This is a genomic window from Paenibacillus hamazuiensis, from assembly GCF_023276405.1.
Classification (GTDB): domain Bacteria; phylum Bacillota; class Bacilli; order Paenibacillales; family NBRC-103111; genus Paenibacillus_AF; species Paenibacillus_AF hamazuiensis.
In genome coordinates, this window is sequence record NZ_JALRMO010000001.1 from 4,829,751 (window position 1) to 4,853,671 (window position 23,921).

Sequence of the window (23,921 nt, forward strand, 5' to 3'; positions counted from 1 at the left end):
GATCCTTCCGTTGAATTTGTTGCGCTCGCGCTGGTGGGACCTAACACCTCTGCAACTTTGGTAGACAGAGACCCGGACGACCTCGAACTGCCGTTTGTGGCAAACTTCACTGCTCAAATGAATCTTGCACCAGGCGACAGCGTGAGGTTATTTCTCCAACCCAACGCCGGTACCGTTAGGGTTGTAACGAATCCAATGTATACTCATTTCGAAGGTGCAAGGACATCCGGGGAGGTTGGGCCGGCAGGGCCACAAGGACCTCAAGGCGTTCAAGGACCTCAAGGCGTTCAAGGACCTCAAGGTGTTCAAGGACCTCAAGGTGACCAAGGCGTTCAAGGACCTCAAGGTGTTCAAGGACCTCAGGGCGTTCAAGGACCTCAAGGCGACCAAGGGCCTCAAGGCGTTCAAGGACCTCAAGGCGTTCAAGGACCTCAAGGTGACCAAGGACCTCAAGGTGTTCAAGGACCTCAGGGCGTTCAAGGACCTCAAGGCGACCAAGGGCCTCAAGGCGTTCAAGGACCTCAGGGCGTTCAAGGACCTCAAGGCGTTCAAGGACCTCAGGGCGTTCAAGGCGACCAAGGACCTCAGGGCGTTCAAGGACCTCAAGGTGTTCAAGGACCTCAAGGTGACCAAGGACCTCAGGGCGTTCAAGGACCTCAAGGCGTTCAAGGACCTCAAGGCGTTCAAGGACCTCAGGGCGTTCAAGGACCTCAGGGCGTTCAAGGCGACCAAGGACCTCAGGGCGTTCAAGGACCTCAGGGCGTTCAAGGACCTCAGGGTGACCAAGGACCTCAAGGCGTTCAAGGACCTCAGGGCGTTCAAGGACCTCAAGGCGACCAAGGACCTCAGGGCGTTCAAGGACCTCAAGGTGACCAAGGACCTCAAGGCGACCAAGGACCTCAAGGCGTTCAAGGACCTCAGGGCGACCAAGGACCTCAAGGTGTTCAAGGACCTCAAGGCGTTCAAGGACCTCAGGGCGACCAAGGACCTCAAGGCGTTCAAGGACCTCAGGGAGACCAAGGGCCTCAGGGCGTTCAAGGACCTCAGGGCGACCAAGGACCTCAAGGCGTTCAAGGACCTCAAGGCGTTCAAGGACCTCAAGGTGACCAAGGACCTCAGGGCGTTCAAGGACCTCAGGGTGACCAAGGACCTCAGGGCGTTCAAGGACCTCAAGGCGACCAAGGACCTCAAGGCGTTCAAGGACCTCAAGGCGACCAAGGACCTCAGGGCGTTCAAGGCGACCAAGGACCTCAGGGCGTTCAAGGACCTCAAGGCGACCAAGGACCTCAAGGCGTTCAAGGCGACCAAGGACCTCAGGGCGTTCAAGGACCTCAAGGCGACCAAGGACCTCAAGGCGTTCAAGGACCTCAAGGCGACCAAGGACCTCAGGGCGTTCAAGGCGACCAAGGACCTCAAGGCGTTCAAGGACCTCAAGGCGACCAAGGACCTCAAGGCGTTCAAGGACCTCAAGGCGACCAAGGACCTCAGGGCGTTCAAGGACCTCAGGGCGCCCAAGGACCTCAGGGCGTTCAAGGCGACCAAGGACCTCAGGGCGTTCAAGGACCTCAAGGCGACCAAGGACCTCAAGGCGTTCAAGGCGACCAAGGACCTCAGGGCGTTCAAGGACCTCAGGGTGACCAAGGACCTCAGGGCGTTCAAGGACCTCAGGGCGACCAAGGACCTCAAGGCGTTCAAGGACCTCAAGGCGACCAAGGACCTCAGGGCGTTCAAGGCGTTCAAGGACCTCAGGGCGTTCAAGGACCTCAAGGCGACCAAGGACCTCAAGGCGTTCAAGGACCTCAGGGCGTTCAAGGCGACCAAGGACCTCAGGGCGTTCAAGGACCTCAAGGTGACCAAGGACCTCAGGGCGATCAAGGACCTCAAGGCGTTCAAGGACCTCAGGGTGACCAAGGACCTCAGGGTGACCAAGGACCTCAAGGCGTTCAAGGACCTCAGGGCGTTCAAGGCGACCAAGGGCCTCAGGGCGTTCAAGGACCTCAGGGCGACCAAGGACCTCAAGGCGTTCAAGGACCTCAGGGCGTTCAAGGCGACCAAGGGCCTCAGGGCGTTCAAGGACCTCAGGGTGACCAAGGACCTCAAGGTGACCAAGGACCTCAAGGCGTTCAAGGACCTCAAGGCGACCAAGGACCTCAAGGCGTTCAAGGACCTCAAGGCGACCAAGGACCTCAAGGCGTTCAAGGACCTCAGGGTGACCAAGGACCTCAGGGTGACCAAGGACCTCAAGGCGTTCAAGGACCTCAAGGCGTTCAAGGACCTCAAGGCGACCAAGGACCTCAGGGCGTTCAAGGACCTCAAGGTGACCAAGGACCTCAGGGCGTTCAAGGACCTCAGGGTGACCAAGGACCTCAAGGCGACCAAGGACCTCAGGGCGTTCAAGGACCTCAGGGCGACCAAGGACCTCAGGGCGACCAAGGACCTCAAGGCGTTCAAGGACCTCAAGGCGACCAAGGACCTCAGGGCGACCAAGGACCTCAAGGTGACCAAGGACCTCAAGGCGACCAAGGACCTCAGGGCGACCAAGGACCTCAAGGTGACCAAGGACCTCAAGGCGTTCAAGGACCTCAGGGCGTTCAAGGACCTCAGGGCGTTCAAGGACCTCAAGGCGTTCAAGGACCTCAGGGCGACCAAGGACCTCAGGGCGACCAAGGACCTCAGGGCGTTCAAGGACCTCAAGGCGACCAAGGACCTCAGGGTGTTCAAGGACCTCAAGGCGACCAAGGACCTCAAGGCGACCAAGGACCTCAGGGCGACCAAGGGCCTCAAGGCGTTCAAGGACCTCAAGGTGACCAAGGTCCCCCATGATAATCTTCGCTTGTTAGAAAAGAGTCACAATATTATCGGCTGTCGAGGCTCCGTCTCGACAGCTTTTTTTTTAAAAAAACCAGTCACTTGGAAATCAAGGTTCTTTCCCCATACGTATGTACCACACATAACTTTTTGCCGGTGCATAAATTGGTATGATCAATACTAAAGCTGTCCCTTAAAAAGAAAAAATCCGGAAGGTTGTGAAAAAACTATGCAGGAAGATACCGAAGCCATCGAAAAAACCTTAAAGGAAACAGTCATATTCGATGGCATGAATGGGAGCTTACTGCTTCAGCTGGGGGATATTTGCAGCTCGCAGGGGCGATTTACCGAAGCCAGGTTGTATTATTCCAAGGCTTTGGAGATGTCCGGCAGCTCTGGGGAAAAGGAACTCATAAAATCGAAGATTCTTGAAACGGAAAGGCGCATTCAAACTGATTTCACGGACGAAGAGCCTTCAACCGAGTTTTTAGATGTGCTGCTCAAAGAGGTGCTTCATCACTCAGCAAATGACTATGTGTACAATATCGATATTGAGTTATTTGAATTCATGCGGGTACCTGTCAGAGATACCATTGTCCTTAATACGGAAGCGGAAAAACGGGGAATCCGCAACCATCTGCAAGGAATCGCAAACCTTTACGACTGTCTTGCGGATCAAGCCTCGCGCGAATTGCTGCTTAAAGTTTTGGCATTCCGAATACTCGGAAATAAAAAAGTGAAACTTCCTTTAAACAACCCCGAATATTGGAGAAGGCGGCAATTTATTAAAAAATTGATATGTTCCGCGAATACGCTCAAAACGAAGTTCCATCAATGGGACTTAAACCATTTTCATTTGCTTCCTCTAGGGTACAACCTCGAGCTGTATTGTTTCCCTATCGGCCTAAGCGCAACATTTCTTGAAAAACAATATGTGTACGATAAAACAGACCCTCCTGTAAAAACGGATCCGGGTGATATAGTCATTGATGCGGGAGGATGCTTTGGCGATACCGCCCTTTTTTTCGCAGACGAAATCGGAAACTCCGGACATGTGTATACCATCGAATTTATTCCCAGCAACCTGGAAATCATGGAAACCAATCTGAATCTCAACCCGCACCTACGGGACAAAATTACCATAGTGGAACATCCGCTTTGGAATGTTCCTAACCAATTGCTGCATTATAAGGATCAAGGTCCGGGCAGCTTCGTCTCATTTTTCAAGACGGACCAGGTAAATGAGGAAACAACCACGATAACGATTGACGAAATCGTTTCCCGCTATCGTCTTTCCAGGGTGGATTTTATCAAAATGGATATTGAAGGAGCGGAGCTGCACGCTCTTTTGGGAGCCGAACAAACTTTAAAGAGGTTCAAACCGAAGCTGGCCGTCACGATTTACCACCAAATCGGCGATTTTGACAATATTGCCAAATATCTTAATGGTCTTGACTTGGGCTACCGATTCTATCTGGGACACAATACGATTTATGCGCAGGAAACCGTGCTGTTCGCGAGTTCCGATTTACGGGTAGAAAGAGAAACTCATCCGAATTGAAAAAAACCTCCTAGTCCACCATAACGGTGAGCTAGGAGGTATTTATTTGATCGCCTCATACGTTAAAACGTTCCGGTTCGGCAGCCGGTTGCTTGGCTAAAATCGGTTGAATTCCGCTTCCTGACTTCCCCTGTGCACAGAAAGAATATGAGCGAGTATTTTATGCGCGAGAGGCCGGGAGCTCGGCAAGGACAAAAGCCGCATGCATTCGTCCGAAGCGGCAAATTGGCAAAACACGATCAGCCTCGAGTCGCCGGAAGCTAACGCTAATGTATGGCGGGCAAAGCTTTCCGGGTCCGGTTCCCGGCACAGCAGTTCGCGGTAAAGTCCTATCACGTACTGCTCGTTGTTTTGCTGCAGCAGCTTATGGAGCAATGTGCCTATGGTCGGCGCTTCGTAGGCCATATTGGCGAGCTGAAACCGTGAGGCCATATCGGCAGCCTCCTCGCTGAGGACGACCGCTTCAAACAATCTCATTCGGGATACGTGCCCTTTCAGACCGGCGGCATGAGCCTGCCGCCCTTCCGGATCGGGATCCCGGTGAAGCAGTTCCCAATACAGCTGCTCGATGTACTCCATATCCGAACCGATATGAAACAGCTTGTGAAGCATCTGTATCATTCTCACGACCCGCTCCCTCCCTCGTTCCAGCCGGATACCGACTCCTCCACATCGGCCGCCGTCACATCCCACGAAAAGTACCGTTCGGCATAGGCCCTTCCGGCGGTGGATAGCCTCCAGCGCAAGGAAACGTCTTTTTTAAGCTCATATATCGTCTCCGGAAATTCGGCAAGAGGTCGGATCAGCGCTTGTACGCCATCTTCCACCCTGTACCCTCTGGCTCCGACAGGGGTCGAAACAACAGCCAAACCTGCAGCCATATATTCGGCCATTTTCAAATTGGATCCGGATCCGGTGATCATCGGATTGATGGCGATATCGGCTGCAAGATAAACGGTCCGCTTCAGCTCGTCATCCACCTGCCCGGCAAGAACGACGTTGGCCGGAACCGGACTTCGGCGGACCGCATCGCAGACGGCCCCCATCATCATAAACAGCGTATCCGGCAGCTGTTTCGCAAATGCAATGACTTGCTCCGCGGCCTCAATGTTCGGCTTATGCAGGCTGCCGATGAACGCGACGACGGTTTTGCCGCCGAGGCCGAGGGAATGTTTGAAGCTTTGCTTGGAGGCGCCGTCGTAAAAAGGAAACTCCCGCACGTCCACTCCGTTCGGCACAATGCGGATTTTTCGCCCGGGCACCGAATACAGCCGCTCCAGCCGATTTTTGTCCTCGGAGGAACACGCCCATATTTCGTCGCTCTTCAAGACCGCCTCCCGCTCGGCATACAGCACTTGAGCCAGCAAACGATCGGAAGCGGTGCCCTCCGGGAGAATGGAGCATTTCAAATCGTATTCGACGTTATGAGCGTCATAAATAATTTTTTTATGGCCTTCGTATTTTTGCATTAAATGGAACAAATAAGGATGGGAGGCAATGAGCACATCCGATTCGCTCATCACCCGGTCGGCAGCAGACCGAAATCCCGGAGTGACGCCGGACGGCATGGACATCACGATGTCGGATACGGAGACGTCCATTCCCATTTGCCAGGATGCGATATTTTCCATCACGCTGCGGCTTACCGGAATGCAAATTTCCTTAAACCCCTGCTCTTGCCGGGTCACTTGAAACAAAGACTGGTTTTGGCTTACAATCGTCACCTCGTGCCGGCGGCCAAGCCGACGGCATATCCGGTTAGTCCGAAGCTGCCCGCCCTGCCCGGCCGCAAAGACGGGATACGTACATAAAACCCCGATTTTCATACTGTCACCGCCCTGCTGAACTGTGCATCTGTCCTTTAATCTCTTGATCTTTATAAAATATGAATACATTGCCCCATCCGTATAGACGTTTAACCGGAAGACAAACGCATAACTTTGCAAAGATAGGTTTGTTCAACAAGCAATGCTTGGTACACGCACATAGAATTACTTATAGGTTTTGATTATTACAGGAAAGGAAGATGCCTGAATGAAGGTTGTCATCTTGGCTGGCGGACTCGGCACGCGAATCAGCGAAGAGTCCCATTCCAAGCCCAAGCCAATGATTGAAATCGGAGAAAAACCGATACTCTGGCACATCATGAAGATCTATTCCCATTACGGATTTAACGATTTTGTCATCTGCCTCGGTTATAAAAGCAATGTCGTTATTGAATATTTCTCGCATTACTTCATGAACCAGTCTCATGTCACTTTCGATTTCAGGGGGGGAAATGAAGCGATCATTCACCGAAGCGCCGCCGAGCCATGGAAAGTGACGCTTGTGGAGACCGGGAAAGATACGCTGACCGGCGGCAGGATCAAACGGGTCGCCGAATATATCGGAGACGAGACGTTTATGCTCACCTACGGCGATGGCTTAGCCAACATCGACATTCAACAGCTGGTCAAGTTTCATAAATCGCACGGGAAGCTGGCTACCCTAACGGCAACCCAGCCTTCGGGGCGATTCGGAGCGCTGCAAATCAACGAGCACGATGTCGTCGAAGGCTTTCAAGAGAAGCCGAAAGGCGACAACAGCTGGATTAACGGCGGATTTTTCGTGATGGAACCGGGAGTGCTCGAATATATCGAAGGCGATCACACCGTTCTGGAGAAAGAACCGCTCGAAGGGTTGGCCAAGGATCGCCAGCTCGTCGCATACAAATTCGACGGGTTTTGGCATCCGATGGATACGCTGCGGGATAAAAACTATTTGGAAGAGCTGTGGCAAACGGGGAATGCGCCATGGAAAAAGTGACCGCCCCACTTGCCGCCGAACCGGGCGCATCCCGGCCGTTTTGGGAAGGCAAACGCGTTTTTGTAACAGGCCATACCGGTTTTAAGGGCTCCTGGCTCTGCATGTGGCTTCACCTGCTCGGCGCCGAGGTGACCGGTTACGCGCTGAAGCCGCCGACCCGGCCGAGCTTGTTCGAGGAAGCCGGTATATCCCGGTATGTGAATTCGGTGACCGGCGATATTCGCGACCGCAACCTTTTGCTTGACGCCCTGCAAAAGGCCGATCCCGACGTCGTCATCCATATGGCTGCCCAACCGCTCGTTCGCGATTCATACCGGATGCCGGTGGAGACTTATGAAACGAACGTGCTCGGCACCGTTTATTTGCTGGATGCGGTCCGGCAGGTGAAGCAGCGGGGCGGAGCCGTCAAAGCGGTCGTCAACGTAACGACGGACAAATGCTACGAGAATAAGGAATGGCCTTGGGGCTACCGGGAATACGAGCCGCTCGGAGGGTACGATCCGTATTCGAACAGCAAGGCCTGCTCCGAGCTCGCTACGGCCGCTTTCCGCAGCTCCTTCTTCCATCCCGCCGATTATGCGCAGCACGGAGTCGGCGTTGCAACCGCCCGGGCCGGCAACGTGATCGGAGGCGGCGACTGGGCGGCGGACCGGCTCATCCCCGACTGCTTTCGCGCGCTGCTGAACGGCGATCCGGTCGTCATCCGCCACCCTCAGGCGATTCGCCCGTGGCAGCACGTGCTGGAGCCGCTGAGCGGTTATCTGCTGCTGGCTCAGCGTTTGACGGAAAACGGGGCGAAATATGCCCAGGGCTGGAACTTCGGCCCCGGCGACGACGACGCGAAGCCGGTTGAATGGATCGTCCGGCAAATCTGCAGCGAGTGGGGAGGCAATGCCTCCTACGTCGTACACAAAACGGACGGTCTGCATGAAGCTCATTATTTGAAGCTGGACTGTTCCAAGGCAAAGCTTGAGCTCGGCTGGCACCCGCGCTGGAATTTGCAAACGGCGATCGGAAAAATTGCAGAATGGATGCGTGCATTCAAAGATGGCCGCGATCTCGAGGAAATCTCTTTCCGGCAAATTGAAGAGTATCGGCAAGCAGGTGGTGAAACCCACGTATGAGAATCGTCCATGTGGCTCCTTATTGCGAAACAGTACCTCCCCCGAGAGACGGCGGCACAGAGAGGGCCATACACGAGCTGACGGAGGGTTTGGCAGCCAAAGGGCATGAGGTCATTTTATTCGCCCCTCCGGGCAGCAGCAGCAGCGGCAAGCTGATCAGCTACCCGGAGCAGCCGATCAGCGAGGAGGATATCGGAAAATTCGTCCTGGGGACGCTCCCCGAGGGCGCCGATCTGATCCACGACCATACGTTTTCCTCCGCCATCGGGAAAATGAATTTGCCGATCCCGACCGTCTGCACGATGCATTTGACGAACAACAACGGCGTCCGTCATCCGGTGTATGTCAGCCGAAGGGCGCTTGAGCAAACCGGCAAAAACATAGGGCATTTCATCTATAACGGGCTAAGGTTCGAACAGTATCAGTTTTCCGATCTGAAGGACAATTATTTGCTGTTCATGGGCAGAATCATTCGGGAAAAAGGCATTTTGCTCGCGCTCGATATCGCCGAAAGGACAAACCGAAGGCTGATCATTGCAGGTCCTAAGCATGATCCTGAGCTGTTCCGCACAATGATCGAACCGCGTCTGCTCGCGAATCCGAATCTCATCTACGTCGGTTCCGTAGGCGGACAGCAAAAGCAGGATTTATTGAAGCACGCCGACTGCGTACTCTTTCCCAGCCTATGGGAGGAGCCGTTCGGCCTCGTGATGATTGAGGCGATGGCTTGCGGCACCCGGGTGCTTGCTCTGAACACCGGCTCCGTTCCCGAGGTGATGGCCGGCTTTCCCCAATTGATATGCCGATCTCCCGAGGAAATGGTGAATAAACTGCTCTTCGACGTGCCGCAAATCTCTCCTTACGCTTTGCGGCAGTATGTGGTGAGCCGTTTCTCCGCCGAAGTCATGACCGAACGGTACGTCGATTACTACCTCAAGGTCATCCGGGAAACTCCGCGGGCTGCGGCAGCGCCTGCGGAAGCTGTCGGCACCCCGGCTGCCGGGCAGCCGGAGCCCGTGCCCATGCCGCCGACTGATGCGCCCCCCGCTCCGCTTATGCCGAATCCCGCCCCTCCTGTCGTTTCGCATGCCGGGCGGAGACGCGGAAGGAGCCACAAATCGCTGCGCTTTAGCCGGAAGCAGGCGGCGGGAAAACAGGCCAGCCGGCGTCAGCCGGGCAAACCGGCGGCGAATAAAGCCAAAGCTCCCCGGACCAAAAGAAAGAAATCCGCTGTCGTCCGACCCGCCGGCAGAGGTTCGAGGAAAATTAAAAAAACGGCCTGATTGAGACTAGCCGCCGCCGACCATGCATCGCTCCAGGGCAACCGGCTGCAAGCAGCTTCCGCGCTTCGATGCGCGATGCTGCTTTCGCCGGTCGCAGCGGAGCGAATATGCGGAACAAATCCCCCAAAAGTGAAGTGAACCTTTGCAGCCTATTCCTGGTACTTTTGGGGGAGCCCCCGGTTTTCCACAAAATCAGCCGGGCATAATTCCTTAGCGAAAAAAAGCCAGTTTCGTACGAGTACGATTCCGGGAATAAACTGCCCACAAATATGGGACAACCGTCTTATCGTGACTGCCGTATGGGGGCACCCGCCCACGTTCGATGAGGTGCGGGTGCAGCCGTATATATGTATGGAGCTCCGGAACGGGAGGCGGTTTTCTTCGATGTCGGAACCGCCTGGCGGCCCGCCTCGAAAAAAACCGGCGGCCCTCCCGCCCGAAGCGCCGGAAGCGTGGAGTCAAACAGGACGTCTGCGCTTCCGGGGTGGCCGGCGTTTTTGCCGCATGCGCCTGGCCGTTCTGGAGCGGCGAGCGGTCCGCCTGTGACGGCGCCGCTTCTTGCCCGCACGCGCCGAGGCCCGCCCGTGCGGCTTATCCGGCTGCTGCCCGGTCGGGGCGACCGGGTCCGTCTGCGCTGCGGCCCCATGCCGGCCCGCTTTATCCTCGGGCAAATAAAACTGCTGCTGCATCGTACGCCGGTCAGCCACCGTATCCGGAATCATAAAACCCGGATGCGCAAGCGGAAATTCCATCGCCTGCACCGGAATTTCGGCCAACCTGTCGTCCGGATTCGTGGCATGGACCGCATCCGCTCCAAAGCCGATGTTGCTCACCAGATTCACGTTCGGCGCGATACTGACTCCGTTTTGCAACCAGCAGGAGAAATTCCATCTGTAATCCCAGGGATTGATTTCCCCTGCGTGGCATCTGTCATAAATGTACCCGAAAAAACGCGCCGCCAGCGGGTCGGCCAGCACGTCGGCGAGCCAACCCCCGCCGCGTATTTCGGGCCACCGGGCAAGGCCGGCGTCGAAATGCTGCCATGCCCGGCGCCAGGTCGCCCAGCCCCATATGTGAAACAGCCGGGAATAATAATAGCTCGCCCCGGTCCGTTTGCGGCCGGCCTGAAAGTTGTTTCCCGAGATCATCATCACCCGGGAATCGTGGCGGTAATGTTCGAGCAGCTCCTGGCAAAACGGGAAAAACGTCGGATGGGGCAAACAGTCGTCTTCCAGGACGATCGCTTCCTCCACCTGGCCAAACAGCCAATCCAGCCCGCTCGTAATGCGGACGTCGCACCCGAGATTTACGTCCGAAAAATTCGTGCGAACATCGCAAGGCCAATCGACCTGGCTGACGACAGCGCGGGCGGCCATGCACTCCTCCGCCTCCCCGGGCCGATCGGCCCGGGGGCCGTCGGCGATCACAAACAGCGTTTGCGGCTGAGCTTTGCGGATCTCTTCAAATACGCGGGCAGTCGTTTCCGGCCTTTTAAAGATGAATAAGGCAACAGGGGTTGTCAACATTCGGCATCTCTCATCCCTTCGGGCTCATCTCAGCCGAGCAGCTTCATGCGTCGCAGCCGTTGAGCCATCAACGCCCCGGCCGCCTGGGGGGAGAACTCGCTGCGGACCGTCGCTTGCCCTCTGCCTGCAATCAGCTCCCGCCAGGCCGCATCCTGAACCAGTCTGCGCATGTAGTGCGACGCATGCTCGATATCGGGATCCGCCCAATATTGATATGCTTTATACGGTCCGTAATCGACGCCGACCGGAACGAGCCGATAGTCAACCGTACACGAGTTCATGCTGTTCATAAAATCGGTATTGCCGGACCAGTTCGTGCCGATAACCGGCTTCCCGAGATACATCGATTCCGCCAGCCCGAGGCCGAAGCCTTCCGAACGGTGCAGCGATACGAAACAGTCGGCCGCGTTCATCAGCGCATTCACTTCCGCCCGCGAGAGTGTGCCTTCGATCAGGAAAATATTGCTCCAACCGGCAACCCGTTCCCTCAGCTTGTGCAGCTCTGCCGCAGCCGTTTCCACGATCTCCGACTGCGGGTTATTGACTTTAATGACGAGCCCGACACCCGGATCGTCCGGAGCGAAAGCGCTCTGGAATGCCTCGATTGCGCCGTGGGGATTTTTCCGCTGGGCGTAGCTGAACGTATCGTACATGCTGAGGAACAGAAAGCGGCCTCCGGGCAAACCGAAGAAATCCCGTCCGATGCCTTCCGGAACGTAAACCTCAATCCCATGGGGTATGCGCAAAACAGGGACTGTCGATTTTCTTGAAACGGATTCGAGGATGAACCTGCTCGGCGCCCAGACCTCCCGAACCAGATCAAAGGCTCCTAACCATTCGTTCGGAAAGTCGGGAAGCTCCCAGTGCCATACGCCGATATTGTACCGGCCCTCAAGCAGGCTCCGGTCGATCGCCTGCAGGCTGTCGGCGTTCATATGGATGATGTTTACCTTATAGATCGCCTCGGGGATTTCCTTATGGGCCCACGAGTCATCGGAGGTTCGGGAAGGAGAAAAAGCAATGTTTTTGATTCCGTACGGGATGTTCGTCGTCTGAAGCGACTTTGCGGCCAGCCTGCAGCTTTCCCCGATCCCGCTTTCGGCGCGCGAGGTGCCGATCAGATTGACGCCCGGCAGGTAGGTACGCAAAATGGCGGTTTCTGAGACCGGTAGAGGGGCCGGATGATCCAGGGACACAGCAGCTCCATGCATTCCTCCGTTCCTGAGCTTCCTTTTCGTTTTTTTCGAAACGGTCCGCCTCCGTTTACGCAAACGATTGGCTTTGCCCGCTGCGGCCGGCTTCTTTTTCCTGCGAAACGCCTTGCCTCTTCGTTTGCCGGGCTGCGCCTTTGGGGTCCGCGTTTTTCCGGAATGTATGCGCACCTTCATGTCAAGCACCCTCCTTTCGTTTAAAAATGGCTGTTTGTCGCTTCAAACGGATTCGTGATGTGCTGATATTGATCGGGATTATCCTTGTATTTCTTTTTGGTGATCCGATCGATAAACTCTCCGCTGGCGAAGAAATCGTAGCTCCAGAAAATGTCCTTGAATTCGCTTTTGCCCATCTCCTCCAGCTCCTGCTGGTACGCTGTGAGCAAACCGTGAAACGGATGTGCGGGATCCGCATAGGTGCCGTTCACAGACTCCTGCAGAAGTCCCCACAGGCCGGAGTAATGGAACAGGCAGAGCGATCTGCCGTTTACGAGGTAACGTCCGTTTTCAATGCCGGTAAAATCGCGTTCGCACAGGTTCCAGGCCGCCATGTTATAGCCCGGATGTTTCCAGATGAAGGCTCCGAAATAAACCGGCGCAAAATCGAGCCACGTTTGATCCGCGAAATACTTATCGTCAAAGTAGCAGTAATGGAACAGTTTTTCGCCCCACCAGGCGAGGAATCTGTCGGTCGCTTCCGACCTGGCGAACGCCAAAATGCCCGAGTTGTAAACGCCCGCCTGCAAATATCCGTCATTATGCCCCCTCACTTCCAGCACGTGCGGGGTAATCAGAATGGAATGCTGCTCCAGCAGCTCGAACATTTCTTCGAACGGATGATACGCCCTCATGTCCGTGTCCAAATACAGGAAAACGCGTTCGTCCGCATAACGCTGCATCGCATATTGGATGAGATACGGTTTCATCGCGGTCGTTCCTTCGCTTACCGAATATTTGAAGAGCAGCTTCGGCAAATTGGGGACGCCCATATCCCTCGCAAGCACAATTTCGTCAAAATACGGTGACTCGGCCAGCGGATGGACGTATTCTTCCACGAGGCAGACGACCACTTTGGCGAGCGGCTCGTGCTCCTTGACGGAGCGGGCCATCACTTTCGCCCGATGCAGGTTGCTTGCCGAAGTAACGGTACATACGATCATCGAGCGTCCTCCCGTGTAGCCTGGAGCAGGGGGAGGGGGAGGAGCTGGCTCTTCCGTAACCGTCAGTACGGGGGCAAGAATAGGCGGAGCGACATGTTGGTGTCTGGCCGCTCTCTTTCGGCGAAGCCAACCTTTTCTTCGCAAAACCGGCTTGCGGTTTTTCAGTCTTTTCAGTCCCCGCGTTCTTTTGCTTGACTTTATGCCGGTATTTCGCTTAAGACCGCGCTTCAGGCGGGAACCCTTTTTGCTGGTGCGGCGGCGAACCTTCATTTCTTCACACACTCCTTTATACGGTAATAGGGCCAATGGACGCGTTCACAAAGCCGGTGAAACGAGAGCGCGCTCCATAGGGTGAAATGCCCCGTCCCCTTATAAGTATGCATTTGCCGCATCCGCTTCGTAGTTCAATACCTACCCTGCGAAAAATTGGCGTTTGTCCTCCCTCTGGAGCCCCCCTAAAGTGGCCTCCCCCCTAAATCCCCCCAACGGGGGGACCCCAGGCGCCCCAAGCGCCCTGGACCCGCCCTGTTTGAGGGAATGCTCGCTTCTAGTTCGCGTTTGTCAGGGCATGGCTTTTCACCTTCGGGTAAAAAAGCCTATGCCCTGACACGCTGCACGATCGGCGCGATGCTGAGTGAGGGGGTACGTGCCTCTATCCCGCGTTTGTCCGGCACGTTTCGGCTGTCGCCGAAATGATGCCGGACACGCTCTACGGTTGTGAACGGCCCGAGGGGCGATGGTTCGGTTTTTTAGACCGCAAGTTCGGGGTGTAAACGGATGGCGCCGCTTACAGTTCGGCGCGAATCGCTTGTTTGGGGCTGTACGTCGGTTTTGGCGGGTTACGGATCTGAGCAAACGTCAAATTCATGTTAACTGCCAGGGGAGGCGGGATCATAGCGGAACTATTGTTCGCTAATCGGGGCAATTTCGGATATTTGTGGAAATTAAAGGAACTCAGGTGCGCTATTTGTCCGTTTACCCGATACACACGCCATTTTCAGCCGATTTAGCGCATCTCAGTTCCTCTATTTTTTCAGACATGCCCATTCACCCGAGAATAGCGAACGTGGGTTCCGCTAAATCGATGAGCTACTTCTATTACGGGATAACAGTTCCTGGCCCGTTCGGCGCGAGGCCGGGTGAGACGTGCGTGCGAACCGTAAAAAAGCAACGGATTAATGTCCGTTGCTTTGCAAATATTCGAACAGCCAACGAATCGCGTCCTCCAGCGTAAAGCTTTCGTCCGGCACATAACCGCAGGCCGCCAGCTTGGCGGTGGATACCGAGAAGCGGTTCGGCTTCTGCGGCGCGTCGCCCGCGACGATGAGCTCGGCGTCCCCTGTGTAAAGCTCATGATAAATGCGCTGCACCTTGTGCGCGACATCCAAAATGGAGAGCGTATGCTCCGATCCGGCATTGTAAATCCCGTATTCGTCCGGAAACCGGCCGATTATCGCTTCGCAAGACCTCGCGATATTTTCCATACTGATAAAGCTGCGGTGCTGCTTGCCGGAAGAGCGAATCGTGATCGTTCGCGACTCCAGCGCTTCCTTGCAGAAGCATGCCGGAACCATCGTCCAGCGGCTGACGGTCGGGGAGAAAAAGCGGCCGTACACATTGGCAGGACGGATGACCGCCCCTTGCAGCAGCCCCTTCCTCGCATACATGGCAACATACTGCTCGGCAAAAAGATGATTCAGCGCATAATCGTTCTCCGGGCGAACCGGCGTCGTTTCGCTGACGGTGCCCACCGGTTCGAGACCGTATACCTGCAGCGTCGAGAAAAACATGAAACGCGCGATGCCGTTACGGACGGCAAAGTCAAGCAGCTGCTTCGTCCCAAAGGCGGAAATTTCGATGCCCGCCCGGACGTTTCGCGATACGACCTCGTTGGCCGATGCCAGATGGATGATCATATCCGCCGAAGCTTTGAGCTGCGTCAGCTTCTCCGACGTCACATCGCATTCGATGAACCCTTCCGGCTGCAGACTTTTCACGAACGCTTCGGGCAGCGCCCTGGAAAACACGATAACCTCATGCCCCCGGGCTTTCAAAAAGCGACACAGGTAGCTGCCGATATAGCCGGTTGCTCCCGTGACAATGAATCGCATAACGTTCCCTCCACTTCAAATGTTCTCCGTTGTCATGGGTTCAATGCGGCGTTGGAGGCTGTAAACGGATTCGGATACAGGCCAGCCAACTCGGGATCTATCGCATATTTTTTGCGGACTTGCGTGAGGATCGGTTCGCCGCTCGAGAAGAAGTCGTAGCTCCACGGGGTCATGGACAAGACCCTGCCTCCGGCTCGCGTGAACTCCTCCAAATAGCTGTCCACGAGCGAGTAAATAGCGCTCCCCCGATCCGGGAAAAATGCGGCCATATATTGCTGCAGGTCGGTCTCCGCATGGGAAAAATGGAAAACGGCCAGCGGACCGCCGGCCAAAACGTACCGGCCGTCCGGCAGCCTCCGAAGCGATCTGGCGGTTTCGTGCAAATTCCAATAAGCCATGTTGTAACCGGGGTGTCCGAACACATGGACGTCGAAAAATCCGGGCGCAAGATCGAGCCATTTTTGATCCGCGAAAAAAAGGTCGTCGTAGTAGCTGTACCGGTACAACCGCTGTGCCCACCAGCCCAGAAAACGGACCGTTTCCTCCGAGCGGGTCATAGCGACGATCCCGGTATTATAAATGCCGACCTGAAGATAAACGGTATCGTTCAGCTGGGTGCTGACGAGATGAGGGGTCAATACAAGGGAATGCCTCCGCAGAGCATTCAGCAGATCGGTTAGCGGGGCGTATACCTTCATGTCGGAATCCAGATAAACAAAATCGCGTTCGTCCGCATACCGCTTCATGGCGTACCTCAGCAAATCCGGTTTCATCGAGGTTGTGCCCTCGTTGACGTTATATTTGAACATGCGCCGGTAAAAGTCCGGAACGCCTGTTTGTCTGGCGAGCACAATTTCGTCGATGAAAGGGCAGATAGCGGCGGAATGAAGCCGCTCCTCTACAAGGCAAACGACAACCTTGGCATCCGGATGATGCTCTTTCACCGATCTTGCCATGATTTGAGCTTTGATCAAATTGGCGGCGGAGGTAACGGTACAGACAATCATGTCACTGCTCCTTTTTCAAAAATCATCCGAAAGCGCTGTTGGAAGCAGCATACGGGTTAGGCATAGCTATCCTGAAAGCGGGGTTGTTTTTAAATTTCACCCGGCTTTCGGACAAAATCGGCTCCCCGCTGTCGAAGAAATCGTAGCTCCAGTGGGTCAGGGCAATGTCCTGAATTCCCGTTTCAGCCAATTCCCGGCCATACGAATCCATAATCGCCCTCGCTCCTTGGGGATCAATCCCCAATTTGACGAAGCAGTTCGGAAGAAAGCTCTCATAATGCGAATAATGGAAAATGCACAGCGGTTTATCCGTCAGATGCAGCTCGCCGCCGGCCACATGCAGCCCCCTCCTCGCTTTTTCGTGGAGATTCCAAAAAGCCACATTGTATCCGGGATGCTTGAATACGTGCACATCGAAAAAGGCTGCGGCCAGATCGAGCCATTTTTGGTCGGCAAAAAATTGGTCGTCGAAGAAACCGTAATGGTACGTCCTTTCCGCCCACCATCCGATAAACCGGCTCGCTTCCTCCGATCGGGTCACCCCCAGCAGCCCGGAATTCAACGACCCGTTAAACAGATGCTCCTCCCATAGAGACTCCGCTTCGATTTGCTGGGGTACGAGCACGATGCTGCTCCGTTCCATGGCGCCCGCCAGCTCCTCGGGGAAGCGGAACATTTTCATATCTGAGTCCAAATACAGAAATTGCCGTTCGTTCGGGTAACAGCTCATCAAATATTTCAGCAAATGCGGCTTCATGGAGGTGACGCCTTCAAACAAAACGTATTTGAACAAATAATGGGGGAAATTGGGGATACCGAGACTTGCCGCCAGCACGACTTGATCAAAATGCCGGATGGTCAAAGCGGCGGGATGCATCGTCTTTTCGGCGAGGCAAACGATGACCTTGCTCCCGTTCATATGCCGCTTGACGGATTTGGCCATAACGGCCGCTTCATGCAGGTTGTCGGCGCAGGTTACCGTGCACACGATCACAGCCGTACACTCCTTTTCTGCAAATAATGCGAATAAGAGACTATCCGAAAAATCGGTTCGAAACGGTGAACGGGTTCAAATATCTCCGCTTCACCGCCGGAACCGCTCTGTACTTTGCCCTCGCCGTATCGGAGATAGGCTCCCCGTTCCAATAAAAATCGTAGCTCCACGAAGAATCTGCGGGTACCGTTCTCTCCATTTCCGCAAGCTGAGCGGCATACCACGCCCTCAATTCGTAGACGGGGTCCGCCCGGTCCGGCAAGGCGACCTCCAAAGTTTGATCAAGAAGCCCCATCAGATTTACAAAATTGATGCATCTCAGAGGCAAGCCGCCCGCCTCATAGCCGGCCCCGGTCCGGACCAGCCTCCTCCCGCTCTCATGAATGTTCCAAAAGGCCACGTTATAACCGGAATGTCTCAGTACGGCCGCGTCGAAACAAGCCGGGACGAAATTAAGCCATTTCTGATCCAGAAAGAGGCAGCCGAGCGGATCCTCATAGCTGCTTGCGATCATATCGGTCCACCAGTTCGCGAACCGCTGCCCTTCGGCCGACCGTTTGAAGGCGATAAGCCCGCCGCAGAACGTTCCGTCCCTGAGCGCCCCGATTTCGGAAGCGGCATCGGGGCCGACCGGCTCGAGCAAATGCGGGCATAAGACGATATGGCGGTTTTGCAGCAACGCGGCAAGTTCGTCAAACGGGCCGGTGATATACATGGTGGCGTCCACGTAAACAAAATGTCGTTCCTCCGGAAAGGTGTCCAGCAGAAACCGGAGCAGCTGCCCTTTAAGCGCCGAGGCGCATTGTGCTTGGGTAAATTTGAATATATGCTGGTAAAAATCGGGGTCCCCCAGATGCTTGGCCAGAACAAGATTGTCTGCGTACGGGACGGCATCCGTCCGGGGAAGCTCCTCCTCCGCCAGACAGACGACGACACGGGCGTCCCGCATATGACGTTTGACGGACTCAGCCATCAAAATCGCTTTAGGCAGATCCGCTCCGCTCGTTATCGTGCTTATCAGCAATGTCGTTCACCTTCCTCGGAAATTTAAACCATCTGCGCTCTCCAATAATCAAGCAGGTCTTTAAGCGTTTGGGAGAACGGGATTTCCGGCTTCCAGCCGGTCTGGTTATGAAACTTGGTATAATCGCCAAGCAAAATTTCCACATCGGAAGGACGAAGACGCGCGGGATCTTCCTTGATTTCGATTTGAACGGAGCTGAGACCGAGCAGCTGTTCCAGCATCTCGCGAATCGTGCAGCAGCGGCCCGACGCGATGTTGTATACCTCGCCGGCGACGCCTTTTTCCAGCGCCATCCAGTAGGCTTTCACCACATCCCGCACATCGGTAAAGTCTCTTTTGGCATCGAGATTCCCGACGTAGAGAACCGGCGGTTTCTTGCCCGCTTCGATTTCGGCGATTTGTTTGGCGAAGTTCGAGGTCACGAAATTTTCGCCCCGGCGCGGCCCCGTATGGTTGAACGTACGGGTGGTCACGATATGAAGCCCGTAGCTTTTATGGTATTGGTAAGCCAGAAAATCCTGCGCGCATTTGCTGACCCCGTACGGGCTGAGCGGACGTAAAGGATTCGTCTCCTTGATCGGCACCTCGTGCGGCTCGACATGGCCGTATTCCTCGCTGGAGCAGGCGATCTGGATTTTGCAGGAAACCCCGTAACGCCGAACCGCTTCGAAAATATTCAATTGTCCTGCGACATTGTTATGAATCGTATCGATTGGCGAATTCCACGAAGTGGGAACAAAGCTTTGCGCCGCCAGATGGAAAATAAGGTCCGGTTTTTCTGCGCCGATCAACGATTCGACCGAAAACGGGTCCCTTAGCTCGCATTCCACCAGACGAATGCGGCCCTGCAGATGGGAGATATGATTCATGCGGCTTCGCTGACGAATGGTGCCGACCACATCCACCTGACGGCTTAGCAAAAATTCGGCCAAATGGCTGCCCACAAAACCGGAAATCCCGGTGATCAATGCTTTCATATACCAAAACCTCCCTTTACTTGGTTTTCGCGAGCATCGGCTTCAGGTGAGATTCCTGCGATTTATGGCAGATGAGCAAGCCTTCCGCAGTTTCGACGACAATCAGATCCTTGACCCCGACCAATACGGTCCGCTTGCTTTCCGTGTAGACGATGCAGCCCTTCACGCCGGCCAGCTCAGTCCGGTCCGCCGCTCCTTGAACGATGTTGCCGTCCTCATCCGGCGTAAAAATTCTTTCCATGGACGTCCATGTCCCCACATCGTCCCACGCGAATCGAATCGGAATCGTATAAATCGACCCGGCCTTCTCCGCTATGGCGTAATCCGCCGATATTTTCGGCAGGGCGGCGTAAATTGCCGGCAGTTCCTCATCGCCCGCCCCAAGGATCTGCCACATAGCCGGCTGATGCTCCTGCAGCTGAGCCGCGATAGTCGAGGCGGTCCAGCAATAGATGCCGCTGTTCCAATACACATTCGGCATCCGGCACAGCTCGTCGGCTCGCGCGGCATCGGGCTTTTCGATAAAAGCGGTCACCCGCCGGATCCCTCCTTGCGCGGAATGCGGATCCGCCTTCTCCGCTTCGATATAACCGAAGCCGGTTTCCGGACGGGTCGGCACTACGCCCAGGGTAACGATAGCGCCTTGAAAACGCGCCGTTTTCTCCGCTTCCCGCAAGGCGTCCATCAGCTCGGAAGCCTGCGGGACAAATTGATCGGAAGGCACGGTGGCGAGCACGTCGCCGACGCCCAATTTCAAAAAATGGCGTGCGATCAGCGCCATACATGGACCCGTATCGCGCGCCTCGGGTTCTACAATCAGCTTCTCGGCTTCGAGTCCCGGAAGCTGCTCCAGCACGAGCTCCATATACTCCTTGCTTGTCGCCACAAAGATCCCTTCGCTGCCTAAAAACGGAAGAAAGCGGCGGTATGTTTGCTGCAGCAGCGTCTCCGTATCCGAGGTGAGCGACAGGAACTGCTTGGGCCTGCGCTCCGTGCTTCTCGGCCAAAACCGGGTACCTTTTCCTCCAGCCAAAATAACCACCTTCATAGAGCTTCACCTCAATTAAAGTTCAGGCAACTTTTACCGGAACCGGGTTTGCCAGTCAAAGCCGATGGACGGATCGTTGTAGGATATCCGGTATTCGTCGGGCTGCGAAGGGTTATAGACCTGGTTTGTAAAATAAAGAATGGTCGCCGGGCCGGAACCGAGCACCCGGTAGCCGTGCGCGACCCCCCGCGGTATCAGCAGCAAATACGCATTGTTTTCTCCCATGTAATACACATCCGTTTGCCCGTGCGTCGGCGAATCGGTCCGCAGGTCATGAAGCACCACTTGGGCATTGCCGCTTGGGAAAAACCAGATGTCGTCCTGATGTTCATGGTAATGGAACGCCTTGATGACCCCCGGATAGCTCATTGACAGCGAAGCCTGGCCGAAATGCCCGAACATCTCGTCGTCTTCGCGCAGCAGCTCCATGAAATACCCACGGTCATCGCAATGTTTGATCAAGTTTTTTTTCTTGACGCCTTCAATCATCGTTCATTCCCTCCTTTTCCTTGCGGACGCCTGCGTAGTTCAGATCATTGCGGATAAAATCGTAAAGTGCCGGTACCCATTCGCGAAGCGGCGGGAGGTTGTTCACCCGAATCGCTTCGTCATCCAGGGCCGAATTGACGGGACGGATGGCCGAAGCGGGGAAGGAGTCCGAACTAACAGGCTTCAGAACGACATTCGTAAGCCCGGCTGCCTTCAAAATATGCTGCGCGAACTCGTACCTGGAGCAGACGCCCCGGTTGGAGGCATGGTAAACCCCGTAGCGGTCCGTCTCGATGAGCGCGGAGATAAATTCGGCAAGGTCCAGCGTATACGTCGGCGAGCCGAACTGGTCGCACACCATCGCCAGCACTTGCTGCTTCTCGGCAAGGGAGACCACCTTCGTGACGAAATTGTCCCCGTATTTGCCGTAAAGCCACGAGGTCCGCACGATGTAGTAACGGTCGCAAATCAGCTCAGTGAATTTCTCTCCGTGCAGCTTGGAGCTGCCGTACACGCTAAGCGGATTCGTCCAGTCCGATTCCTTGTAGGCGCCTTCCTTTTTCCCGTCGAATACGTAGTCCGTGCTGATATAAACCAGCTTCGCTCCCGTATGTTTCGCGGCAAGCGCGACATTGCGGGAACCGAACGAATTGACGGTGTACACGGCTTCCGGCTCCCGTTCCGCCCGATCCACCTGGGTATAGGCGGCCGCATGGATAATGACATCGGGCTTTACCTTCGCAAAGGTCTCGCTCACTGCGCGCTCGTTTGCCACATTCAGCTCGGCCCGCGTGAAAGCGAAGATTTCATGCCCTGGAGCAAGCGTGCGCACCAGGTCTTTGCCCAGCTGTCCGCCCGCTCCGGTAATGGCAATTTTCATCCGGATTGTCCTCCCCTCCCGGCCTGATCGATACGGCGATAAGTTCCATCCAATATGCTCTGCCACCACTCCGCGTGGCTGACATACCAATTCACGGTTTGGACAATGCCCTCTTCAAACGTATAAAGCGGGTTCCAGCCGAGCTGCGAGCGGATTTTGGCCGAATCGATCGCGTAACGGCGGTCGTGGCCAAGCCGGTCGGGGACAAATTCGATCAGCGAGAACGGTTTGCCGAGCTCCTGCAGGATGCGGTGAACGATCTGCAGGTTCGTTCTTTCGTTGCTGCCGCCGATATTGTATACCTCGCCGGGAATACCCGCTTCGATCACCCGCTCGACAGCGGTGATGTGGTCGTGCACGTGCAGCCAGTCCCGCACGTTCAGGCCGTCGCCGTACACGGGAACCGGCTGATCCCGGAGCGCCCGGGTGATAACCGTCGGAATGAGCTTTTCCGGAAACTGATAGGGACCGTAGTTGTTCGAGCAGCGCGTGATCATGACGGGAAAGCGGTACGTTTCGAAGTACGCCCGAGCCAGCAGATCGGCCCCGGCCTTGCTCGCTGAATAAGGGCTGTTCGGAGCAAGCGGCGTCGATTCCGAAAACAACCCCTCCGGACCGAGCGTGCCGTACACCTCGTCGGTGGAAATGTGCACGAAACGGGCAACGCCATGCCTGCGGGCCGCCTCCAGCAAAATTTGCGTCCCGAGCACGTTGGTCCCGACAAAGCTTTGCGGCTCGGCAATGCTGCGGTCGACATGGGATTCGGCGGCAAAATGCACGACCGTATCGATCCGTTCCTCCGCCAGCACCTGACCCACCTGCCGGGCGTCCGCGATATCTCCCCGGACGAACCGATAACGTGGTCCTTCCTCCAGATCGGCGACGTTGTTCCTGTTGCCTGCATAGGTCAGCAGGTCGTAATTCACAACCGTGTCCTCCGGATGGCGTTCCCGCCAATAACGCACGAAGTTGCTGCCGATAAAGCCCATTCCGCCGGTGACCAGCATACGCCTCATTCCATCTCCCCCTTTGCCATTCGCCGGGATGCTTCCCATAACGAATGGTGGGTGCCCGCATCGAGCCACCAGCCGCGGAGGATGCTGTACGACAGCATGCCGCTGGCGGCGTAAGCGTTGTTTACATCGGTAATTTCCAGCTCGCCCCGCGCCGAAGGCCGGATGGAACGGATGACGTCAAAAACGTCCGCATCGTACATGTAGATCCCCGTTACGCAGTAGGAGGATTGCGGTTGCTCCGGCTTCTCCTCGATCCGTACGATGCGTGTTCCGTCCAGCACCGGAACGCCGAACCGGCGCGGATCGTCCACTTCTTTCAGAAACACGTGGGCTTTCTCAGGCCGCTGCCTGAACCGTGCGAATTCATCGGCAAGCGAGTCTTCAAACAAATTGTCGCCGAGCAGCACTATGAACTTTTCGTCCGGCTGAACGAAGCCTTCCGCAAGTGCAAGAGCGTGCGCAATTCCTCCCGCCTCTTCCTGCACTGTAAACGACACGCGGACATCCCACTCGCGTCCGCTGCCGATGTAGTCGATGAATAATCCTGCGGACTTCTTCCCGCAAACGAGCAAAATATCGTCGATCCCCGATTCGGCCAATTTGGACAGCGCATAATGTATCATCGGGTTAGGACCGACAGGAAGAAGATGCTTGTTCAGAAAACGGGTCATCGGCTGCAAGCGAGTGCCCAACCCGCCGGCCAAAATCACACCTTTCATCTGGCGGATGCCCCTTTCTGTAGATGGTTGGCATATTTTTCACCATATTTAAAGGATATGCCCTCACCGACAAAAGCTTATGGACGCTTACCGCATAAGGCGAAAAATTGGCTCTTGTCTTCATTCCCGGAGGCAGCGGCAACTGCAAAAACCCGGCGCGAAGCCGCGCCGGGTTGCT

20 protein-coding genes are annotated in these 23,921 nt (G+C 55.6%); 5 read left to right on the top strand and 15 right to left on the bottom strand.

Annotated features, from left to right (window positions below; genetic code table 11):
• Positions 1–235 precede the first annotated feature (235 nt).
• Positions 236–2,992 (top strand): hypothetical protein, encoded by a 2,757-nt coding sequence (locus MYS68_RS20800; RefSeq protein ID WP_248927684.1) that lies wholly within the window; start codon positions 236–238, stop codon positions 2,990–2,992.
• A gap of 45 nt (positions 2,993–3,037) precedes the next feature.
• Positions 3,038–4,369 (top strand): FkbM family methyltransferase, encoded by a 1,332-nt coding sequence (locus tag MYS68_RS20805; protein WP_248927685.1) that lies wholly within the window; start codon positions 3,038–3,040, stop codon positions 4,367–4,369.
• 96 nt (positions 4,370–4,465) lie between these two features.
• Here MYS68_RS20805 and MYS68_RS20810 read toward each other — a convergent pair whose 3' ends face one another.
• Together MYS68_RS20810 and MYS68_RS20815 are read right to left on the bottom strand one after the other, a co-directional pair.
• Positions 4,466–4,990 carry a DUF4214 domain-containing protein gene (locus tag MYS68_RS20810; RefSeq protein ID WP_248930971.1) on the bottom strand — a complete coding sequence of 175 codons (525 nt, stop codon included), beginning with the start codon at positions 4,988–4,990 and terminating at the stop codon, positions 4,466–4,468.
• Positions 4,991–4,992: 2 nt separating this feature from the next.
• Positions 4,993–6,195, bottom strand: a complete 1,203-nt coding sequence (locus tag MYS68_RS20815; RefSeq protein ID WP_248927686.1) for a glycosyltransferase family 4 protein — start codon at positions 6,193–6,195, stop codon at positions 4,993–4,995.
• A 208-nt stretch (positions 6,196–6,403) separates the two neighbouring features.
• On the opposite strand from MYS68_RS20815, the gene rfbF reads away from it, so the two are divergent.
• Genes rfbF through MYS68_RS20830 form a run of 3 tightly spaced genes read left to right on the top strand, consistent with a single transcriptional unit; the run spans position 6,404 to position 9,581 of the window.
• On the top strand, positions 6,404–7,174 hold the full coding sequence (gene rfbF, locus MYS68_RS20820; protein ID WP_248927687.1) for a glucose-1-phosphate cytidylyltransferase: 771 nt from the start codon (positions 6,404–6,406) through the stop codon (positions 7,172–7,174).
• Positions 7,162–8,298 (top strand): CDP-glucose 4,6-dehydratase, encoded by a 1,137-nt coding sequence (gene rfbG / locus MYS68_RS20825; RefSeq protein ID WP_248927688.1) that lies wholly within the window; start codon positions 7,162–7,164, stop codon positions 8,296–8,298. Before rfbF ends, rfbG begins: the two co-directional genes overlap by 13 nt.
• A complete protein-coding gene (locus MYS68_RS20830) occupies positions 8,295–9,581 on the top strand; it encodes a glycosyltransferase family 4 protein (protein WP_248927689.1) in 1,287 nt (428 codons plus the stop codon). Before rfbG ends, MYS68_RS20830 begins: the two co-directional genes overlap by 4 nt.
• A 458-nt stretch (positions 9,582–10,039) precedes the next feature.
• On the opposite strand, the gene MYS68_RS20835 is transcribed toward MYS68_RS20830, so the two are convergent.
• The 13 genes from MYS68_RS20835 to MYS68_RS20895 form a co-directional block, all read right to left on the bottom strand.
• Positions 10,040–11,107 carry a glycosyltransferase family 2 protein gene (locus MYS68_RS20835; protein WP_248927690.1) on the bottom strand — a complete coding sequence of 356 codons (1,068 nt, stop codon included), beginning with the start codon at positions 11,105–11,107 and terminating at the stop codon, positions 10,040–10,042.
• Positions 11,108–11,136: 29 nt separating this feature from the next.
• Positions 11,137–12,495, bottom strand: a complete 1,359-nt coding sequence (locus MYS68_RS20840; RefSeq protein ID WP_248927691.1) for a glycosyltransferase — start codon at positions 12,493–12,495, stop codon at positions 11,137–11,139.
• Between the two features lie 20 nt (positions 12,496–12,515).
• Positions 12,516–13,478, bottom strand: coding sequence for a hypothetical protein (locus tag MYS68_RS20845; protein ID WP_248927692.1), 963 nt, complete (start codon positions 13,476–13,478; stop codon positions 12,516–12,518).
• 1,175 nt (positions 13,479–14,653) lie between these two features.
• Positions 14,654–15,589 (bottom strand): NAD-dependent epimerase/dehydratase family protein, encoded by a 936-nt coding sequence (locus tag MYS68_RS20850; RefSeq protein ID WP_248927693.1) that lies wholly within the window; start codon positions 15,587–15,589, stop codon positions 14,654–14,656.
• 32 nt (positions 15,590–15,621) lie between these two features.
• Entirely contained in the window at positions 15,622–16,596 is a 975-nt protein-coding gene (locus tag MYS68_RS20855) for a hypothetical protein (RefSeq protein WP_248927694.1), read from the bottom strand.
• A 22-nt stretch (positions 16,597–16,618) separates the two neighbouring features.
• Entirely contained in the window at positions 16,619–17,590 is a 972-nt protein-coding gene (locus tag MYS68_RS20860; RefSeq protein ID WP_248927695.1) for a hypothetical protein, read from the bottom strand.
• Between the two features lie 40 nt (positions 17,591–17,630).
• Positions 17,631–18,614 carry a hypothetical protein gene (locus MYS68_RS20865; RefSeq protein WP_248927696.1) on the bottom strand — a complete coding sequence of 328 codons (984 nt, stop codon included), beginning with the start codon at positions 18,612–18,614 and terminating at the stop codon, positions 17,631–17,633.
• A 23-nt stretch (positions 18,615–18,637) separates the two neighbouring features.
• A complete protein-coding gene (locus tag MYS68_RS20870; protein ID WP_248927697.1) occupies positions 18,638–19,591 on the bottom strand; it encodes a GDP-mannose 4,6-dehydratase in 954 nt (317 codons plus the stop codon).
• 16 nt (positions 19,592–19,607) lie between these two features.
• Entirely contained in the window at positions 19,608–20,639 is a 1,032-nt protein-coding gene (locus tag MYS68_RS20875) for a mannose-1-phosphate guanylyltransferase (protein WP_248927698.1), read from the bottom strand.
• Between the two features lie 33 nt (positions 20,640–20,672).
• Positions 20,673–21,128, bottom strand: a complete 456-nt coding sequence (locus tag MYS68_RS20880) for a dTDP-4-dehydrorhamnose 3,5-epimerase family protein (RefSeq protein ID WP_248927699.1) — start codon at positions 21,126–21,128, stop codon at positions 20,673–20,675.
• Positions 21,121–22,008: a dTDP-4-dehydrorhamnose reductase gene (rfbD, locus tag MYS68_RS20885; protein WP_248927700.1), complete on the bottom strand. Its 888-nt coding sequence runs from the start codon at positions 22,006–22,008 to the stop codon at positions 21,121–21,123. Before rfbD ends, MYS68_RS20880 begins: the two co-directional genes overlap by 8 nt.
• Positions 22,005–23,024, bottom strand: a complete 1,020-nt coding sequence (rfbB, locus tag MYS68_RS20890) for a dTDP-glucose 4,6-dehydratase (protein ID WP_248927701.1) — start codon at positions 23,022–23,024, stop codon at positions 22,005–22,007. The genes rfbD and rfbB overlap by 4 nt, the downstream gene beginning before the upstream one ends.
• The gene (locus MYS68_RS20895) at positions 23,021–23,743 is read right to left on the bottom strand and encodes a sugar phosphate nucleotidyltransferase (RefSeq protein WP_248927702.1); all 723 of its coding nucleotides are present in this window, start codon (positions 23,741–23,743) and stop codon (positions 23,021–23,023) included. Before MYS68_RS20895 ends, rfbB begins: the two co-directional genes overlap by 4 nt.
• Positions 23,744–23,921 lie beyond the last annotated feature (178 nt).

Excerpts from the sequence above, each read along its gene's own strand:
- MYS68_RS20805 (WP_248927685.1), top strand. The coding sequence starts at position 3,038 with ATGCAGGAAGATACCGAAGCCATCGAAAAAACCTTAAAGGAAACAGTC.
- MYS68_RS20810 (WP_248930971.1), bottom strand. The coding sequence starts at position 4,990 with ATGATACAGATGCTTCACAAGCTGTTTCATATCGGTTCGGATATGGAG.
- MYS68_RS20815 (WP_248927686.1), bottom strand. The coding sequence starts at position 6,195 with ATGAAAATCGGGGTTTTATGTACGTATCCCGTCTTTGCGGCCGGGCAG.
- rfbF (WP_248927687.1), top strand. The coding sequence starts at position 6,404 with ATGAAGGTTGTCATCTTGGCTGGCGGACTCGGCACGCGAATCAGCGAA.
- rfbG (WP_248927688.1), top strand. The coding sequence starts at position 7,162 with ATGGAAAAAGTGACCGCCCCACTTGCCGCCGAACCGGGCGCATCCCGG.
- MYS68_RS20830 (WP_248927689.1), top strand. The coding sequence starts at position 8,295 with ATGAGAATCGTCCATGTGGCTCCTTATTGCGAAACAGTACCTCCCCCG.
- MYS68_RS20835 (WP_248927690.1), bottom strand. The coding sequence starts at position 11,107 with ATGTTGACAACCCCTGTTGCCTTATTCATCTTTAAAAGGCCGGAAACG.
- MYS68_RS20840 (WP_248927691.1), bottom strand. The coding sequence starts at position 12,495 with ATGAAGGTGCGCATACATTCCGGAAAAACGCGGACCCCAAAGGCGCAG.
- MYS68_RS20845 (WP_248927692.1), bottom strand. The coding sequence starts at position 13,478 with ATGATCGTATGTACCGTTACTTCGGCAAGCAACCTGCATCGGGCGAAA.
- MYS68_RS20850 (WP_248927693.1), bottom strand. The coding sequence starts at position 15,589 with ATGCGATTCATTGTCACGGGAGCAACCGGCTATATCGGCAGCTACCTG.
- MYS68_RS20855 (WP_248927694.1), bottom strand. The coding sequence starts at position 16,596 with ATGATTGTCTGTACCGTTACCTCCGCCGCCAATTTGATCAAAGCTCAA.
- MYS68_RS20870 (WP_248927697.1), bottom strand. The coding sequence starts at position 19,591 with ATGAAAGCATTGATCACCGGGATTTCCGGTTTTGTGGGCAGCCATTTG.
- MYS68_RS20875 (WP_248927698.1), bottom strand. The coding sequence starts at position 20,639 with ATGAAGGTGGTTATTTTGGCTGGAGGAAAAGGTACCCGGTTTTGGCCG.
- MYS68_RS20880 (WP_248927699.1), bottom strand. The coding sequence starts at position 21,128 with ATGATTGAAGGCGTCAAGAAAAAAAACTTGATCAAACATTGCGATGAC.
- rfbD (WP_248927700.1), bottom strand. The coding sequence starts at position 22,008 with ATGAAAATTGCCATTACCGGAGCGGGCGGACAGCTGGGCAAAGACCTG.
- rfbB (WP_248927701.1), bottom strand. The coding sequence starts at position 23,024 with ATGAGGCGTATGCTGGTCACCGGCGGAATGGGCTTTATCGGCAGCAAC.
- MYS68_RS20895 (WP_248927702.1), bottom strand. The coding sequence starts at position 23,743 with ATGAAAGGTGTGATTTTGGCCGGCGGGTTGGGCACTCGCTTGCAGCCG.